General features: G+C 55.1%; 17 protein-coding genes. 13 read left to right on the top strand and 4 right to left on the bottom strand.

What is annotated here, in order from left to right; translation table 11 throughout:
* Window positions 1-10: 10 nt before the first annotated feature.
* The 3 genes from B5E84_RS12040 to B5E84_RS12030 are packed head-to-tail and all read right to left on the bottom strand — an operon-like array spanning window position 11 to window position 4,527.
* Window positions 11-1,417: a HAMP domain-containing sensor histidine kinase gene (locus B5E84_RS12040; RefSeq protein WP_087223066.1), complete on the bottom strand. Its 1,407-nt coding sequence runs from the start codon at window positions 1,415-1,417 to the stop codon at window positions 11-13.
* The gene (locus tag B5E84_RS12035; protein WP_087223064.1) at window positions 1,417-2,127 is read right to left on the bottom strand and encodes a response regulator transcription factor; all 711 of its coding nucleotides are present in this window, start codon (window positions 2,125-2,127) and stop codon (window positions 1,417-1,419) included. The genes B5E84_RS12040 and B5E84_RS12035 overlap by 1 nt, the downstream gene beginning before the upstream one ends.
* 24 nt (window positions 2,128-2,151) lie before the next feature.
* Complete coding sequence (locus B5E84_RS12030; protein WP_087223062.1) at window positions 2,152-4,527, bottom strand: endonuclease MutS2; 2,376 nt, start codon at window positions 4,525-4,527, stop codon at window positions 2,152-2,154.
* Window positions 4,528-4,816: 289 nt separating this feature from the next.
* Between B5E84_RS12030 and B5E84_RS12025 the strand changes: the two genes are divergently transcribed.
* The 4 genes from B5E84_RS12025 to B5E84_RS12010 all read left to right on the top strand — a co-directional run bounded on the left by B5E84_RS12025 (window position 4,817) and on the right by B5E84_RS12010 (window position 9,855).
* Window positions 4,817-6,121, top strand: coding sequence for a S1C family serine protease (locus B5E84_RS12025; RefSeq protein ID WP_087223060.1), 1,305 nt, complete (start codon window positions 4,817-4,819; stop codon window positions 6,119-6,121).
* An 81-nt stretch (window positions 6,122-6,202) separates the two neighbouring features.
* Complete coding sequence (locus B5E84_RS12020; RefSeq protein WP_087223059.1) at window positions 6,203-7,147, top strand: 3'-5' exoribonuclease YhaM family protein; 945 nt, start codon at window positions 6,203-6,205, stop codon at window positions 7,145-7,147.
* A 13-nt stretch (window positions 7,148-7,160) separates the two neighbouring features.
* Window positions 7,161-8,543 carry a 23S rRNA (uracil(1939)-C(5))-methyltransferase RlmD gene (rlmD, locus tag B5E84_RS12015; protein ID WP_087223057.1) on the top strand — a complete coding sequence of 461 codons (1,383 nt, stop codon included), beginning with the start codon at window positions 7,161-7,163 and terminating at the stop codon, window positions 8,541-8,543.
* 286 nt (window positions 8,544-8,829) lie between these two features.
* Entirely contained in the window at window positions 8,830-9,855 is a 1,026-nt protein-coding gene (locus tag B5E84_RS12010) for a PDDEXK nuclease domain-containing protein (protein WP_087223055.1), read from the top strand.
* A 451-nt stretch (window positions 9,856-10,306) separates the two neighbouring features.
* Here the strand turns inward: B5E84_RS12010 and B5E84_RS12005 are convergent, their stop codons facing one another.
* Window positions 10,307-10,678 carry a winged helix-turn-helix transcriptional regulator gene (locus tag B5E84_RS12005; protein ID WP_087223053.1) on the bottom strand — a complete coding sequence of 124 codons (372 nt, stop codon included), beginning with the start codon at window positions 10,676-10,678 and terminating at the stop codon, window positions 10,307-10,309.
* A gap of 120 nt (window positions 10,679-10,798) precedes the next feature.
* On the opposite strand from B5E84_RS12005, the gene B5E84_RS12000 reads away from it, so the two are divergent.
* The 9 genes from B5E84_RS12000 (at window position 10,799) to B5E84_RS11960 (ending at window position 21,811) form a co-directional block, all read left to right on the top strand.
* On the top strand, window positions 10,799-11,356 hold the full coding sequence (locus B5E84_RS12000) for a flavodoxin family protein (RefSeq protein ID WP_087223051.1): 558 nt from the start codon (window positions 10,799-10,801) through the stop codon (window positions 11,354-11,356).
* Entirely contained in the window at window positions 11,353-11,919 is a 567-nt protein-coding gene (locus B5E84_RS11995; RefSeq protein ID WP_087223049.1) for a flavodoxin family protein, read from the top strand. The genes B5E84_RS12000 and B5E84_RS11995 overlap by 4 nt, the downstream gene beginning before the upstream one ends.
* A gap of 18 nt (window positions 11,920-11,937) precedes the next feature.
* Window positions 11,938-12,525 (top strand): TIGR04076 family protein, encoded by a 588-nt coding sequence (locus B5E84_RS11990; RefSeq protein ID WP_087223047.1) that lies wholly within the window; start codon window positions 11,938-11,940, stop codon window positions 12,523-12,525.
* A 183-nt stretch (window positions 12,526-12,708) separates the two neighbouring features.
* Window positions 12,709-14,397 (top strand): HsdM family class I SAM-dependent methyltransferase, encoded by a 1,689-nt coding sequence (locus tag B5E84_RS11985; RefSeq protein WP_143469216.1) that lies wholly within the window; start codon window positions 12,709-12,711, stop codon window positions 14,395-14,397.
* On the top strand, window positions 14,384-15,484 hold the full coding sequence (locus B5E84_RS11980; protein WP_087223043.1) for a DNA cytosine methyltransferase: 1,101 nt from the start codon (window positions 14,384-14,386) through the stop codon (window positions 15,482-15,484). The genes B5E84_RS11985 and B5E84_RS11980 overlap by 14 nt, the downstream gene beginning before the upstream one ends.
* Window positions 15,485-15,487: 3 nt before the next feature.
* Window positions 15,488-17,536 carry an McrB family protein gene (locus B5E84_RS11975; RefSeq protein WP_242963359.1) on the top strand — a complete coding sequence of 683 codons (2,049 nt, stop codon included), beginning with the start codon at window positions 15,488-15,490 and terminating at the stop codon, window positions 17,534-17,536.
* 13 nt (window positions 17,537-17,549) lie between these two features.
* A complete protein-coding gene (locus B5E84_RS11970) occupies window positions 17,550-18,848 on the top strand; it encodes an LlaJI family restriction endonuclease (protein ID WP_087223041.1) in 1,299 nt (432 codons plus the stop codon).
* A 3-nt stretch (window positions 18,849-18,851) separates the two neighbouring features.
* A complete protein-coding gene (locus B5E84_RS11965; RefSeq protein WP_087223039.1) occupies window positions 18,852-19,799 on the top strand; it encodes a glycosyltransferase family 2 protein in 948 nt (315 codons plus the stop codon).
* 305 nt (window positions 19,800-20,104) lie between these two features.
* Window positions 20,105-21,811 (top strand): DUF5722 domain-containing protein, encoded by a 1,707-nt coding sequence (locus B5E84_RS11960; RefSeq protein ID WP_087223155.1) that lies wholly within the window; start codon window positions 20,105-20,107, stop codon window positions 21,809-21,811.
* Window positions 21,812-21,988: the final 177 nt, after the last annotated feature.

The raw sequence follows: 21,988 nt of genomic DNA, 5'->3' as shown, positions 1-21,988 counted from the left end.
CGGTTCTTCCCTACAGATTCCCCGCCTTCGGCAGGCTGAAAATAAACTCCGTCCCCACGCCCTCCGTGCTGATCACGTCGATATTTTCTCCGTGGGCCTGGACGATCTCCTTCACGATGGAGAGGCCCAGCCCCGTGCCCTTTTTATCCTTTCCCCGGGACAGATCGGATTTGTAAAACCGCTCCCAGATCTTTTTCAGGCTGTCTTTCGGAATGCCGATGCCGGTGTCCTTTACGGACACAAACACCTTCTCGTGGCGGACCGATTCCTGGATGTAGATCACGGAATTGTCGTGGCTGAACTTGATGGCGTTGTCGATCAGGTTGTAGAGCACCTGCTGGATTTTTCCAAGGTCGGCGTAAACCATCTCCGTGGGGGCGGAAAAGGTCAGGTCGAAGGTGATCCCCCGGGCGTTGCAGGTGACCTCGAAGGAGGCGGCTGTGTCCTTGATGACCCGGTTGATGTCAAAGTTGGAGCGGGAGAGATAGCCCTTGCTGTCCAGGGAATTGAGGGTCAGCATACTCTGGGTCAGCTTGTTCAGCCGCTCCGTCTCGGAAATCACCCGTTTCAGGTACTTTTCCTGCATTTCCGGGGGGATGGTGCCGTCGATAATGGCCTCCAGATACCCCTTGATGGAGGTCAGGGGAGAACGGAAGTCGTGGGAGACGTTGGCCACAAAGGTGCGCTGGTACTCCTCCATCTTGTTCAGCTCCCCAGACATATAGTTTAAGGTGGCGGACAGATAGCCCATCTCGTCCTGGGAATCCACGTTGATTTTGTAGTTTAAGTTTCCGGCGGCGTACTCGTTCGCCCCCTCGCGGATCTTTACTAAGGGCAGGTACACCACCTTGGTAAAGAGCAGAAGGATGATCAGGGACAGGCCGTAGAGCACCGCCGCCGTGATGTAGGTCAGGTTCAAAATCCCCGTCCTCGTGTCCTGGATCTCGCTGAGAGGCAGGTGAATGATCACGTAGCCGTAGGTGTTGTAGTTGCCGGTGATGGGGGCGGAGACGGTGAGCATTTCCTGATTATACATCCCGTAATAAGTTCCGATGGCGTAGGGATCCTTCTCCGCTGCCGGGTCAAAGCCGGGGATGGAAACGCCGGCCCCGTACCGGTTTCCCGTGTCCAGGATCAGCACGCCCTGACGGTCCACCACCCAGATGTCGGAGCTTAGGAAAGAGGCGATGGTGGCAATGTTGGAATTTGCCTCCTCCGCGTTCCTGTTTCCGCCCCGGTAGATCTCACTGTAGCGGGAGGCGATTTCATTGGCCTCGGCGTACAGGGAGGCGGACTGCCGCTCCAGGAGATAGTCGTAGATCATCCCGGAGGAAAAGGTGGAAATGGCGATAAACCCCAGCAGCCCGAACAGCAGGTAGCCCAGGAGGAACTTGGCGTACAGAGAGTGAAGGCGCATTATTTTTTCACCTCGAATTTATAGCCGATGCCCCACACCGTGGATAAGGACCAGTTGGCGTGATCCTTGATTTTTTCCCGCAGCCGCTTGATGTGTACGTCCACGGTCCTGGTGTCGCCCACGTACTCATAGCCCCAGATGTGATCCAAAAGCTGTTCCCTGGTAAATACCTGGTTCGGTGAGGACGCCAGGAAATAGAGGAGTTCCAGCTCCTTGGGGGGCATTTCCACGGAATGGCCCTTGTAGAGCACGGAATAGTTTGTCAGGTTTACGATTAGGTCCGGGTACTCCACGTACTCTCCCTGCTGATCGGAAACGGCGGCAGGCTGGATCACAGGGGGCTGATAGCGGCGCAGCACCGCCTTCACCCGGGCCACCAGCTCCTTGGAGTCAAAGGGCTTGATCATATAGTCGTCGGCCCCCAGCTCCAGCCCCAGCACCTTGTCAAAGATCTCTCCCTTGGCGGAGAGCATGATGATGGGCACCTGGGAAGTGGCCCGCAGCTCCCGGCAGACCTGGTAGCCGTCGATGCCCGGCAGCATCAGGTCCAGCAGGATGATGTTCGGTTTAAACAGGGGAAATTCCCGCAGGGCGGCCTCCCCGTCCGTTACGATCTTGGTCTCATAGCATTCCTTCATCAGATAGAGAGAAACCAGTTCGGCGATGTTCTCGTCATCGTCTACGATCAGCACTTTTTGTTTCTCGGCCATACAGATCCTCCTTAGCATTGGTGTCTATTTGAATGTCACAATGGTCACGCCTGAGTCGCCTTCCCCAAATTCGCCCAGACGGAAATCCTTTACGTATTTTAATTTCTTTAAATGTTTGTGCACCCCGGCTTTTAAGGCGCCGGTGCCGCGGCCGTGTACGACGCGCACCTGGTTTAAATGGGACAGGTAGGCGTCATCTAAATATTTGTCCAGTACAGGGAGCGCCTCGTCCACCGTCATGCCGATCAGGTTCACCTCCGGGGAGATGGTGCTGGATTTGGACATTTTGATCTTGCCGCTGCCGGTCTTTGACAGGGTGGGGCCGGTGACTGCCGGCTCATCCAAAAGCTCGATGTCCTTGATGTTGACCAGGGAGCGGAGAATGCCCATCTGCACGTATAAGTCGCCCTTGGCGTTTGGCAGGGTGCTCACGGTGCCGTTTAAATTCATGGTCAGAACCCGCACGCCGTCCCCCACCTTGAGGGATTTGGGGGAAACGGCCTTTTTCGGCTTTTTGGCATTGGCGCCGATGGAGAGATCCTTTTCCACGCCTTGGAGCTGCTCCCGCAGGCGGGTGCGCTCCGCCTCCAGCTGTTTGGTGAGGCCGGCGGCATCTCCCAGCTTGTTGATGTTGCGGATGGTCTTGTCCGCGGTTTCCTTGGCGTCCCGGAGAATGCGCTGGGCCTCCTCCTTGGCGTTTTGGATCAGGGCGTCGGTGCGCTCGTCCAGCCGCTCCGTTTTCTGGCGCAGCTTTTGGCGCAGGCCCTCGATTTCCTTTTTGTAGGCCTCGATCTCCTCCCGCTCCTTCTCGATGGTCACCCGGTTTTCCTCCAGATGGGCCAGCAGGTCCTCAAAGGTCTCGTCCTTGGCCTCCAGGTGGGTCTTCGCGTCGTCGATGATGTAGTCGGGAAGTCCCAGCTTTTTCGAGATGGCGAAGGCGTTGCTCTTTCCGGGGATGCCGATGAGCAGGCGGTAGGTGGGCCGCAGGGTCTCCACGTTGAACTCGCAGCAGGCGTTTTCCACACCGGGGGTGGTGAGGGCGAACACCTTCAGCTCGCTGTAATGGGTGGTGGCCATGGTGCGGCACTGCATATTGTGGAGGAAGGAGAGGATGGAAATGGCCAGGGCCGCTCCCTCCGTGGGATCCGTTCCCGCCCCCAGCTCGTCAAAGAGACAGAGGGAATTGGAATCCGCTTTCTCCAAAATCTGCACAATATTGGTCATGTGAGAGGAAAAGGTACTCAGGCTCTGCTCGATGCTCTGCTCGTCCCCGATGTCCGCGAACACGTCCTCAAACACGGCCAGCTCCGAGCCGTCAAAGGCCGGGATGTGCAGGCCGGCCTGTCCCATAAGGGTAAAGAGGCCCACCGTCTTTAAGGAAACGGTTTTGCCGCCGGTATTGGGGCCGGTGACGATGAGCAGGTCAAAATCCTTTCCCAGATTGATATTGATGGGAACCACCTTCGTGGGGTCTAACAGGGGATGGCGTCCGTCCTTGATATTGATGCGCCGTTCCCGGTTGAAAATGGGGGCGCTGCACTTATAATGCCTGGAAAGAGCCGCCTTGGCGAACACGAAGTCCAGGTGGGTTAAAATGTCCAGATCTGTCCGCAGCTCCTCCTGATAGGGGGCCAGCTGGTTGCTTAAGTCCGCCAGCACCGCCTCGATCTCCTTCTGCTCCTGGATCTCCAGGGTGCGCAGGTCGTTGTTCAGCTTGATGATGGCCATGGGCTCGATAAAGAGGGTGGAGCCGGTGGAGGACTGGTCGTGGACCATACCGGACACCTGGTTTTTGTACTCCGCCTTCACCGGGAGGCAGTAGCGGCCGTCCCTCATGGTGATCACCGCGTCCTGGAGATAGGAGCGGCTGCTGTTTAAAATGGAGTTTAACTGGGTGTGGATCCGGTCCTGGATGGCCTTCATGGAGCGGCGCACATGGCGCAGTCCCGGGCTGGCGTCATCGCTCACCTCATCCTCGGAAAGGATGCAGCGCTTAATTTCGTTGTTGACGGGAGTCAAAGGCTCCAGGCCGCGAAACAGCTCCTCTAAGGAGTCGTCCGGCAGCTCGCTGTCCTCGTGACGGCCGTAGGCCTTTACCCGGGCGGCCGCCGTCATCAGGGAGCTGGCGGCCAAAAGCTCCAGGATCCCTAAGGAGCTGCCGATGTCCAGCCGCTTTAAGGAATCTCTGATGTCCCGGATGCCGGAAAAGGAAACGCTCCCTTTCTGGCGGATCCTGGTGACGGCGTCGGTGGTCTCCGCCTGGTTTTTCACAATCTCGCTGTAGTCGGCGGAAGGAACCAGATTGCGGCACAGCTCTTTGGCCGGCTCCGACGCCGCGTAGCCGGTCAGGGTTTCTATGATTTTATCGTATTCCAGTGTTCGTAATGCTTTTCGATTCATATTTCTATTCTCACCTGTCTGCCTAGTTTAACGATTAGATGTTGGGGCCAAAAGGTCAAAAATCCTCTTGCAAGCAAGCTTGCATCGGATTTCCGACCTTTTGACCCTGGTATCACAATTAGAGTATAACAAAAAACAATTTGAATTCCTAGAGGTTTTCACCAGCAATTTTCTTACGTTTCCGTGAGGGTTTCCGCGGGCGTGGGCGACGGAGAAATCCTGTCTTGCATAAATGGGAGAAGCTACGTATAATAAAGTTAGGATTTTGCCCTTTCCGAGGAGGTGTTTTATGCCAGAGATGAACGGGCCGGAGAAAGAGCCTGCAGAAAAACGCCAGTTTATAAAAGAGAAAATCGTAAAGCAGCCGATGACCAGGCGGGAGATCGCCGGGCGGGCGGCCATGGCCGGAGGATTGGCCGTGGTGTTCGGCGTGGTGGCGGCAGCTACGTTCGCGTTTACCAGTCCGCTGTTTAAAGGCTTTGTGGAAACGGAGAGCCAGGGAGACGACTCCACGGTGTGCATCCCAAGGGACGAGCTGACGGCAGCAGTGACGGAGGCGGAGGTTTCCACAGAACCGTCGGAGCCCATCGAGCAGCAGGTGGAGGACGCTGTGTCCAGCTACCGTTTTACCATGGAAGATTTCAGCCGGATTCTGTCGCCTTTAAAGGAGCTGGCGCAGAAGGCGGACAAGGGGATCGTGACGGTTCACTCCGTCCGGCACGAGACGGACTGGTTTAATAATCCTGTGGAGAATACGGGATTTTTCGCCGGCGCCCTGATCGCGGAGACGCCTACGGAGCTTTTGATCCTTACCACGGAGGAGGCCGTGGAGGATGCGGACGCCATCCGGGTGACGTTTCACGACGGCGCGGAGGCGGTGGGGACAAAAAAGCAGACGGACCGGGTCAGCGGCATGGCTGTGGTGAGTGTGAACCGCACGGACGTGAGCGAGGAGACGGCGCAGAAAATGGAGATTCTCACCCTGGGAAATTCCTATCAGATGAAGATCGGGGATATGGTGATCGCCGTGGGCAGCCCGGTGGGTGTGGTTCATTCCGTGGACTACGGTGGGATTGGCTACGTAGCGAAATCTGTCCCTGTCACCGATGGCAGCATCCGGGTCATGTATTCGGACATCAGCGGAAACGCGCCCATGGGGACGTTTCTGATGAATGTGTCCGGGGAGGTGATCGGCTGGGTCACAGACCAGTATAAAAATGAAAATACCCAGAACGTCACCGCCGTGGCGGGGATTTCCGATTACAAGGGAATCATCGAGCGGATGAGCAACGGGCTTTCTACCGCCTACCTGGGGATCCAGGGCCAGGACATCACCGCGGAGATGGAAGAAGGTGGACTGCCAGCCGGCGTTTACATCACCGCTGTGGCGGCGGAGAGCCCGGCCTACGAGGCGGGCATCCAGAACGGCGACATTCTGGTGAGAATCGGCACGGGAGAGGTGCGCACCGTGAGGGAGCTGCAGAACCGGATTGAAAATTTGCAGGCCGGTTCTTCCACAGTCATCACGGTGAAACGAAAAGGGATCGACGAATATAAGGAATTGGAATATCAGGTAACCATCGGAGCCAGGTAACAGCCTGGCTTCCGTTATCCATGCCGGACTGCGGCGAACACGTATAAAACAGAAAACCAGAATCAGAAGGAGAACAGACTTATGAAGTATATCGGAACTTTCAGAGAAGGAATGCACGTATCTGACGTTTATTTGTGCAAGACGAAACAGATCGCCCTCACAAAGGCGGGCAAAGAGTACGGCAGCCTGATTTTGCAGGATAAGACAGGCGTGGTGGACGCCAAGATCTGGGATCTGGGCTCTCCGGGAGTGGGGAATTTTGAGGCGCTGGACTACGTTTACGTGGACGCTGACGTGACGGTGTTCCAGGGGACGAACCAGCTGAACGTGAAACGGATCCGCCGGGCGGAGGATGTGGAGTACATACCGGAGGACTACCTGCCGGTTTCCGCAAAGAGCATCGACGGGATGTATGACCAGCTTTTGGAGTATATCCGCTCCCTGAAGAACAAGTATTTAAAGGAGCTGGCCTCCAGCTTTTTTGTGGAGGATAAGCGGTTTGTGAAGGAGTTTAAGGCCCATTCCGCGGCAAAGAGCGTGCATCACGGCTTTGTGGGCGGGCTTTTGGAGCACACCCTGAGCGTGGTGCAGCTCTGTGATTTTTACGCCGGGCACTACCCGGCCCTGAACCGGGACCTGCTTTTGACGGCGGCCATGTTTCACGACATCGGAAAGACGAAGGAGCTGTCGGAGTTCCCGGAAAACGACTACACGGACGCGGGCCAGCTGTTGGGCCACATTATGATCGGCTCCCAGATGGTCATGTCCCGGATTGAGAAAATCCCCGGGTTTCCCCAGAAACTGGCGGCGGAGCTGGTGCACTGCATCCTGTCCCACCACGGCGAGCTGGAGTATGGCTCCCCGAAGAAACCGGCCCTTTTGGAGGCCCTGGCTTTAAGCTTCGCGGACAATACGGACGCGAAGATGGAGACCATGCTGGAGGCGTTAAAGGGCGCAGGAGACAACAAGGGATGGCTTGGGTTTAACCGGTTTTTAGACAGCAACATCAGAAAGACGGAGGGCTGAAAAACAGGTGGAAATGAAGAAGAATGAGGTGTTTACCACCGTCATCCAGGATATGAGCGAGGACGGGGCGGGAATCGGCAGAACGGACGGCTACACCTGGTTTATCAAGGATACGGTCATCGGCGACGTGGTGGAGGCCAGCGCCATGAAGATGAAAAAGCATTACGGTTTCGCCCGGCTGGTGCGCATTTTAACGCCTTCTCCCCACCGGGTGGAGGCTAAGTGCCCTGTGGCCAGGCAGTGCGGCGGGTGCCAGCTCCAGGCCATGAGCTATGAGGAGCAGCTGGCGTTTAAGGAGCGGAAGATCCGCAGCCATTTAAGCCGGCTGGGAGGCATTCCGGAGGAAGAAATCCCCATGGAGCCGGTGATGGGCATGGAGGATCCCTGGAGATACCGCAACAAGGCCCAGTTCCCCTTTGGAAGAAATAAGGCCGGGGAGATCATCACCGGTTTCTACGCGGGCAGGACCCATGCCATCATTGAGCATGAGGACTGTTTCCTTGGCGTGGAGGAAAATAAAGAAATTCTTGAAATAATCAAGAAATTCATGAATGAATACAAAATAGATCCATATGATGAGACGGCCCATCGGGGGCTCGTCCGCCACGCCCTGATCCGGAAAGGCTTTGTCACGGGAGAGCTGATGGTGTGCCTGGTGATCAACGGAGACCGCCTGCCTCACAGCCAGGAGCTCGTAAACCGCCTGCGGGAGATGCCGGGGATGACCAGCGTGTCCATTTCCATCAATAAAGAGAAAACCAACGTGATCATGGGAAAAGAGGTGGTAAACCTCTACGGCCCCGGCTACATCACCGACTGGATCGGCGAGGTGAAATACCGCATTTCCCCTCTTTCCTTCTACCAGGTGAATCCGGTTCAGACGCGGAAACTGTACGAGACGGCCCTGGAATTCGCCGGCCTGGAGGGCGGGGAGACGGTGTGGGATCTGTACTGCGGGATCGGCACCATTTCCCTGTTTCTGGCGCAGAAGGCGGGGAAGGTCTACGGGGTGGAGATCGTGCCCCAGGCCATCGAGGACGCCAGGGAAAACGCCAGACTGAACGGGATGGAGAACGTGGAGTTTTTCGTGGGAAAGGCGGAGGAGGTGCTGCCGGAGCAGTACGAGAAAAACCACGTCCGCGCCGACGTCATCGTCGTGGACCCGCCCCGCAAAGGCTGCGACGCCAAATGCCTGGAAACCATCGTGAAAATGCAGCCGAAACGGCTGGTATACGTCAGCTGCGACTCCGCGACTCTGGGACGGGACGTGAAGTATTTGCGGGAGAACGGGTTTGAGGTGGAACGGGTGCGGGGGTGCGATATGTTTCCGGGGGGGACTCATGTGGAGACGGTAGTATTGATGTCCCACAAAAGCCAGGCAGCACAAACAGCGTAAAAGTAGAGTTCGGCGAAGGAGAGGGCAAGGTGCTGTTAAAGGTTATTTCTGAAAGAGCAGAAACTTACAAGCGCTGAAAGAGCGAGTGATATATAAGGTGATAAAGAAGTATATAGAAGCAAAATACGGGTTTCAAAGTACATACCGCTTATATGGCAGAGGGAAACGATATTGAAGGGCGGGAAAGAGCGGATACTTTTACGAAAATTGCTGTTGCAGAAGTGCCGTAACAATCGAAAAGTAGAACTAAGAATTAATCTGTAAATGGAAGGATGGCGTTGATAAGATGAATGCGTCTTTTTATAACGAAATCAAAGAAATTTTAAGTTCGGCAAGAAATAAAGTTTATCAAACAGCTAATTTTGCGATGGTTGAAGCCTACTGGAATATTGGAAAATCAATCATTGAAGAACAAGGCGGAAATGAGAAAGCGGAGTATGGTACAGGCTTGCTAAAAGAGTTGTCAAAACAAATGACACAAGATTTTGGGAAAGGATTTACTGTTGCTAATTTGAAAAATATGAGGCAGTTTTATTTGACGTTTCCAAATGGCTACGCACTGCGTAGCGAATTAAGTTGGACTCATTATCGGCTTTTGATGCGAGTTGAGAATGATAATGCACGAGAATTTTATATGCAGGAAGCTGTAAAGTCTCAATGGAGTACAAGACAGCTTGAACGTCAGATAAATTCCTTCTTTTATGAAAGATTATTATCCAGTAAAAATAAGGAGCAAGTTGCACAGGAAATACAGACGTTAGAGCCGATGAAGAAACCCGAAGATGTCATCCGTGACCCATATGTATTAGAATTTCTTGGACTGACACCGAATGATGATTTTTATGAAAGTGATTTAGAACAAGCGCTAATTACACATTTACAGAAATTTCTTTTGGAACTTGGCAGAGGATTTTCTTTTGTCGCAAGGCAGAAAAGAATAACATTTGATGGACGCCATTTTAGAATTGACCTTGTATTTTATAATTACATTTTAAAGTGTTTTGTTTTGATAGATTTAAAGGTTGGGGACTTAACACATCAGGATTTAGGACAGATGCAGATGTATGTTCATTATTATGAGCGAGAACTTATGAATGAAGGAGACAATCCGCCGATTGGTATTGTTTTGTGTGCAGATAAAAGTGAGTCTGTAGTTAAGTATACGTTACCTGAAAATGAAACACAGATTTTTGCATCAAAATACAAATTGTATTTACCAAGCGAGGAAGAATTGCTGCGGGAATTAAAACAGGAATATCAAGCCCTGGAATCTATTAAGACAGTGGAAGAAAATATTGGTAATGAGGAGTAGATTTTGCATCAAGGTGGTGCAAAATTGAGAGCTTATATTTTGTGGGAAAAGGGATGCACGAGCAGTATTAGTAATGTATAAATATTACCGGTATTTCCGTAGTTTTGTGAGGATAGGTTTTAATTTGGCACTCACATCGCAACGGTATGCCGTTTCATCCGCACTCCCTAAACTCCCCAATTTCTACCCTCTCAACAACCCAACCAATATTCATCTATCCGCAAACATGAACCGAAAAATAGAACCGATAATATAAATATGCCGGCTCCTCCCGTGAGCCGGCACCTTTCCCTTATTCCTCCATCTCACTGGAATTTGCAGAAGAAATGACTTCTCCGCTCCCGTCCTCATTTAAGGTGATGGACGGATAGCCGGACTCCTGGCAGGCGGCGTCCAGTTCTTCCTGTAGGATAAGTATTATAAAAATATATGTAAAAGCGTTTTGCCTGCGTTAATCCATAGGAACCGCATCCTCCCGATGCTCCTGTCCCCAAAGGCAAAAAGCATCCAGCACCGGCTCCAGGGAGCGGCTGCGCTCGGAGAGGCTGTACTCTACTCGGGGGGGGGGGATTTCCCCGTAGTCCTTGCGGATGATGAGCCCGTCCGCCTCCAGTTCCTTCAAGGCTTTCGTCAGAGAACGAAAGGTGGCTGTTTCCATTTTCCTCAGCAACTCGTTGCATCGGGTGGGACCATCCAGCTGAAGGCAGTAGAGGATGGGAAGTTTATACTTTCCCTGGATCAGAGATTTGGTGTAGTAAAAACCGGTGTTTTTGATCCCGTTTGCCGCGAACACCTTCTTTTCTTCTTTTAAATTCCCGTTCATTCATTTCTCCATTTCTATACTAAAGTATAGTACAGGTATAAAAATACCGTACTTGCTGCGTGTATAGGATCATGATACAATTTTTGCTATAAAAAAGCAAGCTCATGGGAGGAACTGCGTATGAAGATTGTGATGATAACGGGAAGTCCCCACAAAAACGGAACTTCCGTGTGGATGGCGGAGCGGTTCGCGGAAGGCGCGGAGATGGCGGGGCATACGGTTTACCGGTTTGACGCGGCGTTTAAGACCGTTCACCCCTGTATCGGATGCGACCGGTGTGAGTGCGGGACGCGGCCGTGCGTGTTTTCAGATGACGGGCCGGAGCTGCTGGAGAAGTTAATCGAGGCGGACGTGGTTGTCTTTGTCTCCCCGCTGTATTATCACGGCATTTCGGCTCAGCTGAAGGCGGTCATCGACCGGTTTCACGGGATTGATGATTTGATTCGGGGAACGGGAAAATATTTGTTTACCATAATTACGGCCGCTTATCCGGAGGACTGGGTATTTGACGGGGTGAAGGCCACCATGAAAACCACTGCCAGATATTTGGGATGGAGAGACTGCGGAGGAATCTACGCATACGGCTGCTACAGGCGGGCCGATATGGAGCGGACGGACTATCCGCGGCAGGCGTTTGAGCTGGGGAAACATCTGGAGAGGATGGTGAGTCAGAAATGAGAATCGCAGTCGTATGGTCAAGTCCCAACCTCCACGGTTTGACGGCGGCGGCCAAGGATCGTTTCTGCTGCGGGCTGAGGAAGGCGGGAGCGGAAATCGAGGAAATCCATATGAACAAGCTGCGTTTGGAGCACTGTCAGGCCTGTGGAAACGGCTGGGGCACCTGCGCCAGCAAAGGAACGTGCTGGAAAAAAGACGATTTTCAGGAGACGTATGAGAAACTGGTGAACGCGGATGGAATCGTATTTGTTTCCGCGGTGTATTGGCACGATATTACGGAGTGCATGAAGGCGTTTCTCGACCGGCTGCGCAGGTGTGAAACCGCCCGCAACCATTTTCTGGCGGGAAAGCGCTGTTTTCTCATCGCCTGCGCCGGAGGGACGGGGCTGGGGGCCATCGAATGCCTGCACAATATGGAGGAAACGCTGAAACATATGGAAATGCGGGCATACGACCGCATTCCCGTGATCCGGTACAATAAAGAATACATCCTCCCGGCCCTGGAAACGGCTGGGGCGGTGTACGCGGATCGGATGGAACACGGATTTGATATGCAGTATTAGGATAAGGGGGATTTGATCATGCAGCACAAAGTGAAGGTCACAGTTATTGATAAAAAGTTATATCCGGAGCTTCAGGCCCAGTACTGTTCCGACCCGAATTCCGGGGCCTGTTCCTGCTATCACGTGGGGGATGAGTTTATATTTGAGCGGTATGGGACGGCCGATGATTTCTGGCATATGGGGTTAAATACGCTGAAACAGACGGTTCACAGGGCGGAGGCCACAGCCGGCGGCACGGCGTTTCCCCACTGTTCCGAGGCGTGGGATGCCATTTCCCGGTATATTTACACCGGTTTGCAGGGCGGTTCCATTATGCGGGGATGGATGCGGGATGAGAGAGTTATGATCGCCTGCTGTTCCGACGGAACCAGGCCCGTTATTTTTAAGATTGAGAGAATGGATTATAAAGCGGTGTATGTGGAGGGACTTTGCGGCCCTGATTGGGAAAGCAGGGTGGCAGAGGCGTTAAAGGGGATCGGCGCGGTGGAGACGGTGATCTTTCGGGAGGATTACGCGGAGGTGTATCTGACGGCGGATGTGGCGGATGAGGTGCTGAAGGAGACGGTGGAAGGCTGCGGGGGAGTGAAGGTTTTGAAGGTGGAGTAGGAAAGAGTGGGAGAAATCCCCTCTTTTTTCATTTATACACAGTTTTCCCACAAAAACCCACCCCGAAAAATTGATTTTCAAAAAAACCCATGGTATGATTTTGATGTATTTTACACCACACCGCGCCCCTGCGGCGCGAAACAGAAGGAGTGCCGTCTACAGAACGGCTTAGACAGAGATACAATGGCAAACGAGATGTTAAAAAATGCTTGGAATATGATAGACAGTTACCTGGAAGGGCACTACAGCGGCGGTGACCGGGAACGGATCCGCGGGGAAATCCGCGGGATGGCGAACGGCCTGGCGGATCAGGCGGGAACCGAAAATAAGGCCCGCACCTACGAGGAGCTGCAGGAGGCCCTTTCTTCTCTCAACGAGAAAGAGAAGATCCGCAAAAACAAGGGCGTCTACTACACCCCTGCGGACGTGGTCGGGTTTATCCTGGGAAACAGCGTGAAAATGGCCTGCGGCCTTCTGCGGCCGGACAACCTCCGGGAGACGGGGCTGGAGGAGATCCCATACAGGGAGGTCTGTTTTCAAAAGACGGTGTACGATCCCACCTGCGGGTCGGGAGTATTTTTGCTGGCGGCGCTGGAGCTGAAACTAAACCTGCTGGATTATTGTTTCAACCAAAATTTCAACCAAAATCTCAACCAGAATCCCCAGGGGCAGGAACGTCCCATTCTCCCCGCAAAGCCCGACCTTCAAGCCGTCGTTTCCACCATCCGCGGAAACGACGTAAACCGGGATTCCATCGCCATCACGAAACTTCGCCTGTTCCTCTGCGTCCTGCACCGGTACGGCGTGGAGATGGCGGAGGGCCTGGGGGATGTGTTGAACGGCTGTTTCACAGACTATGACTACGTGGAGCGAAGTCCCAAGGCGGGTGAAACCTACGACATTATCATAGGAAATCCCCCCTACGTGGAGGACGGGAAAAGCGATTCCAGGCCGGACAAAAAATTTGGAAATATTTATGCCAACGTGCTGGAGCACGCGGTGCGGCAGCTAAGCCCCGGGGGCGTGATGGGATTTGTGATCCCCCTGTCCTACGTTTCCACCCCGCGGATGAAGAAAATCCGGGAGGCCCTCTATGGCACGGTGCCGGAACAGTACATTTTAAGCTATTCCGACCGGCCGGACTGCCTGTTCACCTCCGTCCACCAGAAACTCTGCATCCTATTCGGACGGAAACGGCCGGGGCCGCGGGAGATTTTCACGGGAAATTACCGCTACTGGTACCGGGAGGAGCGGCAGAACCTGTTTTCCACGGCCCAGGCGGTGAGAAACGACTGCGTGGAGGAGGGCTACATCCCGAAACTGGGGACGGAGCTGGACCGGGCCATTTACGGAAAAGTGAACGGTTTTGAGACGCCTCTTTCCAAATTGCTGGAGGGCGGCGGCGAGCCGTTATACCTGAATATGAGGGCTGCCTTCTGGATCAAGGCCTTCCGGCAGGAGCACACCGGCGCGGAGTATAAGACGTTCCTCTGCCGGAATCAAAACGAGGCCGACTACGGGATGTGCCTGCTCAATTCCTCCCTGTTCTGGTGGTACTGGATCTGTGTGTCAGACTGCTGGCACATCACCAGAAAAGAGCTGTCCGGGTTCCGGGTGCCGCGGATTTCCGATTTTTCAGAGGCAAACCGTCTGGCGAGGGCCCTGGAGGACCGCTTGGAGGAGACGAAACGGTACGTGGGCACCAAACAGACGGAATATGAGTATAAACACAGGGACTGCGTGGACGTGATCCATCAGATCGACGGGTTTATCCACGGCCTGTACGGCCTGACAGAGGAAGAAGGGCAGTATATTAAAAATTTTGCCTATCGGTACAGAATCAGCGGAGGTGTTGGAGATGGACGTAATTGACCTGTTTTCCGGGTGCGGCGGCCTGTCCCTGGGATTTATCCAGGACGGATACCAGGTGCGGCGGGCAGTGGAGTTTGACCCCGGCATCGCGGAAACGTATAAAAAGAACCACCCGGAGGTGGACGTGATCGTGGACGACATCCGAAACATCGACCAGTCCGGCGCGTTCCATCAGGGGGACGCCGACGTCATCATCGGAGGCCCGCCCTGCCAGGGCTTTTCCATGGCCGGCGCCAGGATCCGGGGCGGATTTATCGACGACCCCCGCAACTATTTGTTTAAACACTATTTCAACGTGGTGAGAACGGTAAAACCCCAGGTGTTCGTCATGGAGAACGTGAAAGGCATTCTGACCATGCAGGGCGGCGGGATTTTTAAGGAAATCCTCCGGATCTTCTCCGACGGGGAACTGCTTGGGGGAACGCCCTACGACCTCCACTACCGGGTGGTAAAGGCGGCGGAATTCGGCGTGCCCCAGAAACGGGAGCGGATGATCCTCATCGGTTCCCTGCGGCCGGTGAAGGACTTCGACGTCCTCTGGGACGCGGTGCGGGAGGAGATCCGGCGGGAAATGCCTCACTATTTCGACGCCGTCACCGTGCGGGACGCCATCGGAAATCTGGGAGAGACCTCTGCCGACGGCGTGGTAAAAAACCCCCTTCCGGCCACGGAATACGAGGCCTATCTGGCATCAGAGGGAGAGCGGATCACGAACCACACCCGGACGAACCACTCCCGGCTGGCGGTGGATCGCATGAGCCGGGTGGCAAACGGCGAAAATTTCACGGCGCTTAAGGAAACGATCCGCTCTGTCCACAGCGGGGCCTACGGAAGGCTTTGCTGGGACGAGCCGGCGCCCACCGTCACCACCAGGTTTGACACCCCGGCGGGGGGGAGGTTTATTCACCCGGAAAAGGACCGCACCCTTTCGCCCAGGGAAGCGGCGAGAATCCAGAGCTTTCCCGATAATTTTGTCTTTTATGGAACGAAAACGTCAATCTGCAAACAGATCGGAAACGCGGTGCCCCCAAAGGTTTCCTACTTTTTGGCCCGGCTGGTGCGGACGATCATAGAATCGGAGGGATGACATATGAATCCGGTCTTGGAAACGAAACTGGAAGAACTGAAAAACGCGAAGGACTACGAGTGCTGGTATCTGGTCAAGCAGCCCACGGCATTTGACAATCTCTGCTACCTGGTTTCCTTTTTAAAGGAGTTTCAGGAGGCCGGCAGGCCCGGCAACCTTCAGAGCTTTATCAGCCGCCGGATCGGGGAGGTCAACAGCCGCAAACCGGAGGTGGAGATCTCCGACAACTACCGGGCCCTGCGGGTGGCCGCCTTTTTCGGGCTGATCACCATGAACTCGGCAAAATACGACGAGGCGTCCATCACAGAGGCCTTTGAGGAAATCTGCGCCCGCTGCGGAGGGGAATTTGAGAAAAAAGAGTTGTATCAGGACATCATCCAAAGGCAGATCGAGAAAATGTACATCAGCTCTAAAGTGGACGAGGAGTATAACGGCGTCCGCAGGCAGTACCGTCTCTATCCGGTGATGCTCCTGTACAAGGTCCTCCTGGAGCTGGGGCGGGCCACAGGAGCCTACAGACTGTTTATGACGGAGTACCGGTATCTGGTGGCCACCACAAAGAAATATGAGGACTATCTGGACACCCTGTTTCAGATCCGGCTGCTGCGGCAGGACGGCACTGGCGGGACGAGCGCCCAGTTTGAGCAGTACAAGGCTAAATTTGACAATCGCCTGATTCAGGCCTTAAAGCAGCTGCCCACCTTGTACATAGACAAAAATATCATCGCCCTTCAGGCGGACGCGCTGGACGAGGTGGCAGAGACGGTGTTCCGGTTTGAAAACGGCAGGGGCGCCTTTCCGGAGGATCCGGATGCCTACTTGGAATTTTTAGGCTCCGGCCGCCCGCTGTTTGATGCGGACGAGCCCCAGGACGCGGATGTGCCCCAGGATACGGACGGACCTTGGGATATGGACGAATCCCATAGCGCGGATGGATTCCAGGATGCGGACAGCCCCTGGGAGGACGACGAAGAAACGGAATCCGCTGCGCCTTCGGACTACGACCACAGGCCTCGCCTGGAAGGCGGGACGAACGTCCTCCTCTACGGCGTCCCCGGCTCCGGAAAAAGCTGGACCATCGAGCACGAATACCGGAAAAAGGACACGAAGGTGGAACGGCTGGTATTCCATCCTGACTACACCCACTCCGACTTTGTGGGCCAGATTCTGCCTGCGGTGGGGGCAGACGGCCAGGTGAGCTATGAGTTTACCCCAGGCCCCTTCACCAGGATCCTGCGGGAGGCCTACACCCACCCCATGGAGGAATACCTCCTGATTATCGAGGAGATCAACCGTGGAAACGCTCCGGCAATTTTCGGGGATATTTTCCAGCTTTTAGACAGGAAAGCAGAGGCGGATGAATTTCCCGCCGGCACCAGCGAGTACGGCATCACCGACGCTGATATTGCCAGAATCGTCTATGAGGACGGGAAACACGAGGTGCGCATTCCCAGCAACCTCTCCATCATCGGTACCATGAACACCTCGGATCAAAACGTCTTTACCTTGGATACGGCTTTCCAGCGCAGATGGGAAATGCGGCTGGTGGAAAATAGCCTTGAGTACGTGGACAGAAAACTGGCGGACGCCCCCATTCTGGATACCGGCGTCACCTGGAAAACCTTCTGCACGAAGATGAATGACATCATTGCGGAGAACCTTGCGGGAATGATTTCCTCGGAGGACAAGCGCCTGGGGGCGTATTTCGTAAATCCGGGAGAGCTGCGGTACGCCCCGGCCATGGAAGACCGTTTCCCTGGGGAGTACAAGGAATTGTGTGGAAAAGAGCAGGCGGGGACGCTGGACAGCCAGGGACAGGAGCGCCTGGCGGAGATTCGGGCCGCCATGCGGCAAAACCGCCGGTTCCCGGAAAAGGTGATCAAATATCTGTGGGACGACGCCTTCCGGCTGAACCGGGATCTGGTCTTTGACACGGATCAGTACCGCAGCCTGGAACAGGTGATCCGGGCGTTTCTTGACGGAGAGAAGGCGGGACGCTTCCGCGTTTTCAAGGAGAGCGTGAAACAAGGGCTTATAGGCCGGGGAGAATAGGTGGTGATTCCATATGGTTTCAGAAACGTCACTGCGGGAAACGGAGGCAGAGGGCGTCCGGGCACACTGCCATGTGAATACGAATGAAGGCGGAGACCGTTTCGTCGGCATCAAGGCCGGTCCGGAAGGGGGAATGGCATTTTTCCCCATCGGGTACGGGCTGCCGGAGACGGAGGATGAGCTGCGGGCAGACATCCGCAACCTGATTCAGGTGCTGTCAGAGTTGACCACCAGGGAAGAACGGGTGCTGGCCGGCCGGGGATCTTCGGCGGCCCGCCAGGCGGAATTTCCCGTAAATGCTTACCGAACGGTGATCGAGACCTATCTTGCCGCCGGAGGGGCTTATTATGTGGAGCGAGAACCTGTCTACCGCACCGCCGTTTCCGGAAACATCCACTGGCCCAGGACGGTGCGCCGCCAAAGGCCGCTGGTGCAGCAGAAAGGGGGCGTCAGCTCCTTTGTCTACACGGAATTTTCCGTGCGGGCGTCGGAGCCGGACGAGGCCAAGCTGATCACCAGGATCCACCGTTTCTGCGTGTACGAGGCATTCCGGCGACTGGGATGGCTCTACGTTTCCCATATGCCGGAACCGCCCGGCCCCCATCCGGACGTGAAAACGTCTCTGGCCGTCCTAAACGGAAAGCTGGCCGCCACCAACGACGACCGGAAACGGACCCTGTTTCAGGCCATGAGGGATATGCTCCTGTCCCTGGACGAGGAACATCCGGAGATGGAGGTTTCCTTCGGCACAGAGAACTTCGAGCGGGTGTGGGAAAAGCTGGTGAACCGGGCCTTTGGGGTGCGGGACAAGAGCCGCTATTTTCCCCAAGCCAGGTGGTATTTAAAATATAATAAAAACGGGGAAAGGCGGCCGCTTTTGCCGGACACGGTCATGGTCTGGGACGGCAAAACCTACGTGCTGGACGCGAAGTGCTACCGCTACGGCTGCACCGGCAATCCTGACCATCTGCCCGGCAGCTCCTCCATTCACAAGCAGATCACCTACGGCGAGTACATCGAGCGGGCCTGCGGGGTAGATCCGGACACCCTGTTTAACGCCTTTATCATGCCCTACAACTGTGCCAGGAACCCCTTTGGCCTGAAGGGGGAGATGGAGGTAATCGGCGAGGCTGTGGGAGACTGGCGGGAAAATCGGAAATATTACGAGAGGATCCAGGGAATCCTGGTGGATACCAGGCATTTGATGCGCCACTACGCCGGAAATACAGAAGAAGAAAAACAGAAACTGGCCGATTGTATTGAAACCGGGCTGGCGGCCGGGCCGGCGCGGGGATCCGCCTCAGGAGAATAGACTATGCTTACATCATTGATCATACCCTGCTACAACGAGGAGCAGGCGCTCCCCATCCTCTACCGCAGCCTGTGGGAAGTGGCGGAGGAATTGGGGAAAACGAGCGAATTTGAATTTATTTTTGTGGATGACGGCTCCCGGGACGGGACGCTGAGGCTCTTAAAGGAGCTGGCGGACCAGGATGAGCGGGTGGCTTACCTGGCGTTTTCCAGGAATTTCGGAAAGGAAGCGGCCATGTACGCCGGGCTGAAAAATGCCCGCGGGGACTATGTGGCCATTATGGACGCGGATATGCAGGACCCGCCGTCCTTGCTGCCGGAAATGTTCCGGCTCATGGAAGAAGGTTATGACAGCGTGGCCACCAGGCGGGTGTCGCGGGCGGGAGAGCCCAGGCTGCGCTCCCTGGGAGCCAGGATGTTTTACCGGGTGATCAACCGGATCTCCGACGCGGACATCGTGGACGGAGCCAGGGATTTCCGGCTGATGAAACGGGAGATGGTGGACGCGGTGGTGGCCATGAGCGAATACCATCGGTTTTCCAAAGGAATTTTCGGCTGGGTGGGGTTCCGTACCTGCTGGCTGCCCTTTGAGAACGTGGAGCGGGCGGCGGGGGAGACGAAGTGGAGCTTTTGGGGGCTGTTAAAATACTCTGTGGAAGGGATTATCAATTTCTCCCAGGCCCCTCTTTCCATCGCTTCCTGGTGCGGCATCGGGCTCACGGGAGTGTCCTTTCTCATGGTGCTGTTTATCGTGGTGAGAAAGCTCCTCTTTGGCGACCCGGTAGCCGGATGGCCGTCCTTAGCCTGCATTATCGTGTTTTTAGGGGGGATTCAGCTCCTCTGCATGGGCATCATGGGCCAGTATATCGCCAAAACCTACATGGAAGTAAAGGGCCGCCCCCACTATATCATCGGGGAGACGAACCGGGATGGTGTGAAAAAAATATCGTAAGATTCTTTAAAAATCCGTAATGTTTTTGTTATTGAATGCGTCTGCTGAAACCGTTATGATAGGAGGGTAAACGGACATGACCGCTGGCGCGGTCATCACGAATTATGAAAGCCAGATGGCTCCACACCTACGGCGTTCCCGCCATCTGCCGATGGTATTCGAAATCCGGGCTACCGCCCTACTTTCTCATACCATCTAGCCCGTCTGATGCCGATATATCTGTGCGCGCGAGCGCGCCCATCTATATCGCCGCCATCCGGGGCTTTCAGAGTAATAATTTGACAGAATTGGAGGCAGAAGCAATGATGAAAAAGCGTTGGATCAAAGGAACGGCAGCCCTTTTGTGCGCGGCTTTCCTCTGCGCGGCGGGCGGGGCCACGGCCCTGGCGGAAAACGGCGCCGCGGCGGAGACGGAGACAGAGGCGGCGGAGGAGCTGACGGTGAATACGGACGCGGCGATTACGTCCTGTGTGATCGCCGGCGATAAAAATACCATCCAGGTGACGGCCGAAGGCAACGGCGACATGGCAAACACCGACGGATATTTATACCTGTTTGAGTTAAAGCCCTACGAGAGTGAAATCGGCAGCCGGACGGACTACGCCGCCTGGGCAAACGGTGGGACGTCGGCGTCCTTTAACCTGTCCTTAAACCGGGGGACGGCGTCAGACCGCCTCTACAGCCGGTTTGTGGTGGCGGTGCTGACGAAGGACGGCTATCAGGAGATCAGCAAGCCCCACTACATCACCAACCCGGAGCTGGTGGCGCCAAACCAGAATCCCTACAAGGCCCCTCTGTCCAAAAAGGGGCTGCAGATGGAGATCAGCCAGATCGGGGACGCCTTCCAGCTGGGAGTGAAACACAGCAGCGTCAATATCGCCTTTCACCAGATCCTGGGGAGCGGCATTGACTACGAGTACGACGGCAAGGTGTACCATTTCAGCAAGCCGGTGATTGAGAGCTATGACGCCACCATCAGCGCCATGTCCAACAAGGACATCACGGTGACCGCCATCATTTTAAACGGATGGAATCCGGCCACCCCCGACCTGATCGTGCCGGGCACCACCCAGAAGTCCAATGTGTTTTACTATATGCCGAACGTGACCACCCAGGCCGGTTTCGAGCAGACCAGGGCCATCGCCGCCTTCCTGGCGGAGCGCTATGACGGCTCCAATCCGGACTACGGCAAGGTTTCCAACTGGATCATCGGAAACGAGATCAACAACCAGCAGTGGAACCACATGGGCGCCACCAGTATTTCCAATTACGTGCAGACGTACCAGGACGCGTTCCGGGTATTCTACACCGCTATCAAGAGTACCAGCGCCAATGACCGGGTATTTTTCTCCCTGGATTACAACTGGCACAACGAGGCCGACGGGCAGTTGAAGTACGGCGGCAAGGACATCATCGACTATTTCAATTCCATCGCCAACGTGCAGGGCCAGATGGACTGGGGCGTGGCCTACCATCCCTATCCCTGCCCCATGACGGACGCGGTGTTCTGGGATGACGCCAAAACCGGGCTGATTACCAATGATTTAAACTCCCCGGTGGTGAACTTTATTAACTTAAACGTGCTCACGGATTACCTGGCCACCCCGGCCTTCCAGAAACCCAATGGCCAGGTGAGAAATATCATGCTCACAGAGGAAGGCTTTACGGCCACCAACGCCAAGGGGGACGATCTGTCCCTGGTGCAGGCGGCGGCGTACGCCTATTCCTACTATCTGGTGGACAGCAATCCCTACATTGACGCCTACATTTTAAGCCGCCAGGTGGATGCCCCGTCGGAGGTAAATATGGGGCTGGCCTTTGGGCTTTGGAGCTGTGACATGAGCCAGCCGAATCAGATTATTCCCCAGAAACGGCGGAAACTCTGGGAGGTATTCCGGGACATCGACAATTCAAAAAAGACCCTGGAGACCACGGAATTTGCCAAATCCATCATTGGAATTGACAAGTGGAGCGATGTGGTGCCGAACTTTAAATGGAGATCCCAGGAGTAGGCAGACGGAGACGAGGAGAGTCCCGGCGCGGCGGAGATGGCCGTGCCGGGATTTTTTGTAGTAGGAAACTGCGTTCCCTATGACACAAAAGCCTCCGGCGGGAGGCGCACTCCGCGCAGAGGAATATGGCTGCTGACGCAGCCGCGCTCCGGCGCGAGTGTGCGCCAAGCGCACACT

It is taken from the genome of Lachnoclostridium sp. An14 (assembly GCF_002160755.1).
In the GTDB taxonomy this organism is placed as follows: domain Bacteria; phylum Bacillota; class Clostridia; order Lachnospirales; family Lachnospiraceae; genus Lachnoclostridium_A.
This window is presented reverse-complemented; position numbering and strand designations above follow the sequence as displayed.